Below are 2,501 nucleotides of genomic sequence, written 5' to 3'. Positions count from 1 at the left end.
AAACAAAAAAAGAAGATTTACCTTGAGATCGCCACGTCACTTCTCTTCGTTACGTTCCTCGCGATGACGAAAGTAGAGAGTCTTTGCACTTTTTCTTGTCATTGCGAACATTTCGAAGAAATGTGTGGCAATCTCCTCCTTAACAACAAACAATTCACGGGTCTTTGCGAGCCGAAGGCGAAGCAATCTCCTCTTTAACAACAAACAATTGTTTTAAAAGAATAATAAACGGAAAAAAGTAATATTACCCTGGGACTGCCACGCTCCTGTTAGTCAACTTGGCGTAATGCGTGCCAAGGAAAAGAGCGCAGTGACAGAGAGAGGGTGTTCTTGCAAATATTCTAAAACTCGTTAAAAAGAATATAGAATTTGTACGTTGGAGGTTAATATTTGAATATATTCAATAAAATAAGGCATTCCCGCATTTTACGGAAGCAGTCCGTAACCGAGGCAACACTAATCATTATAATTATCACATTCCTCAGCAAGATTGTAGGGTATGCCCGGGAAGTGCTCGTTGCAAATTACTTTGGCGCAACGGCACAAACTGACGCTTTCCTTATTGCAATGCTTGTGCCTGCTATGATTCTTGGCCTTATCGCAGGTGGTTTGCAGGCAGTAATTATTCCTATTTACACGGAACGCAAAAAGAAAGATCCTGCGCAAGCCCGCATTTTTGTAAATCAAGTTTTCTTTATCACCGTACTTTTCCTCCTTGCTCTATCCATTATTATGTTTATTTTTCCTGCATTTTTTATAAAAGCTGTTGCATACGGTTTTAAGGGGGACAGGCTTTCTCTGGCAGTATACTTTATGCGCTTCCTTATTATCTTTGGCTTCTTCAATGTTCTGGTTGGTTTTCTCACAGGCCTATACCATGCAGAAAAGCAATTCCTCTATCCTGCAACGCTTGGGCTTATCGGGAATAGCTTAATCCCTCTTTCTTTATTTTTCCTTCACTCCCCTCTCGGCATAAATAGCTGGACAGTCGGAGAGCTTGCGTTTTCTTCATTTTTATTCTTTAGCCTATTTATTGTGCTTTTCTTAAGGAGAAATTTTTTCAGAGTGTTACAATTAAACAATGTTGATTGGCCGTCAATGCGCCATTTTGGCGCACTTCTTCTCCCTATCATTGCTATTTCAGGAATAAGCGTAATCAACCGGGTTGTTGATAAAACTGTTGCTTCATCTCTTGCTGCTGGCTCTATTGCAATATTAAACTTTGCTCAAAAGGTATACCTTATTCCACTCGGGCTTTTTGCAATGCCGCTTGCCGTTGCTGTGTACCCTACGTTTTCATCACTTGCCACGGAAAAGAATTATAAAGGTTATGCAGAAACATTTAAACAATCAATGTCTTTTATGATATACTTAATGATCCCTATTTCTGTCATCTTTATCACGCTTTCTCAACCCATTGTTAGGATTCTTTTTCAGCATGGCGCATTTACGGGAAGCGACACAGTGGTTACCGCATTTGCTGTATCAATGTATTCATTGGGCCTTTTTGCTTTGGCTGCAAATGATATTCTAAGGCGGAGCTTCTTCTCTTTTCAGGATACAAAAACGCCACTGTACTTAAGCATTATCATTGTTGCAATAAATATTATCGGTAATCTCATACTCTCTCGCATTCTTGGTGCGGGAGGCATCGCCCTTGCTACTGCCATTGCAGCAACAACTGGTCTATTCCTCTATGCGTATGCACTCCGCAAAAAGCAATATATCAAAGGGCTTCGTTATATGCCTCTACTTAAAGAAGGTATTAAAATTATTGCTATATCTATCTTTATTGGGTTTTTATCCATATCACTAAAGCCATACCTCAATGCCTCGCCCAATTTCATTATAAGCGTTGTGCGGTTTGCCCTTGTACTTCTTCTACTTACCGCTGCATATATACCGTTGACTTACCTGTTCAAATCTTACGGTTACTTTATCTTTATATCTCGCTTAAAAAGCTTTATAAAAAGATTTGTATATAAAAAATAAATAGAAATGTGTCATCCCGGGCCTGATCCTTGTCATTCTGGACTTGTTTCAGAATCTTATCTTTGATTTTTGTCTTGTCCTTGCACTTCTTCTTCGTCACCATGGGTCTTTGCGAGCCGAAGGCGTGGCAATCTCCTCCTTTGTCTCTGTCCTGTCATTGCGAACATTTCGAAGAAATGTGCGGCAATCTCCTCCTCAACAACAAACAATTGTTTTATAAAAACAAAAAAAAGAAGATTTACCTTGAGATCGCCACGTCACTTCTCTTCGTTACGTTCCTCGCGATGACGAAAGTAGAGCGTCCTTGCGCTTCTTTTTCGTCACCATGGGTCTTTGCGAGGACTTCGTAGAAGTCCATGGCAATCTCCTCTTTTTAATTTTTCTTTTTCCTTGTCATCGTATATACTACTCCAGGTTGTGAGGAAACATATCTTTGATTATACTTCGTATGTATGGTTGAAGATATGAGGGAAAGTGAGTAAGTTTGTTTCTGTCATTGGTTCATAGAA

At 39.7% G+C, this 2,501-nt stretch carries 1 protein-coding gene; it reads left to right on the top strand.

Annotated elements, in window-relative coordinates; all coding sequences use genetic code 11:
- Positions 1-390: 390 nt before the first annotated feature.
- A complete protein-coding gene (gene murJ, locus U9Q18_01940; protein ID MEA3313119.1) occupies positions 391-1,992 on the top strand; it encodes a murein biosynthesis integral membrane protein MurJ in 1,602 nt (533 codons plus the stop codon).
- Positions 1,993-2,501 lie beyond the last annotated feature (509 nt).

It is taken from the genome of Caldisericota bacterium (assembly GCA_034717215.1).
In the GTDB taxonomy this organism is placed as follows: Bacteria; Caldisericota; Caldisericia; order Caldisericales; family Caldisericaceae; genus UBA646.
Note: the sequence above shows the minus strand (reverse complement) of the source record. Positions and strands in the feature narration are given on the sequence as shown.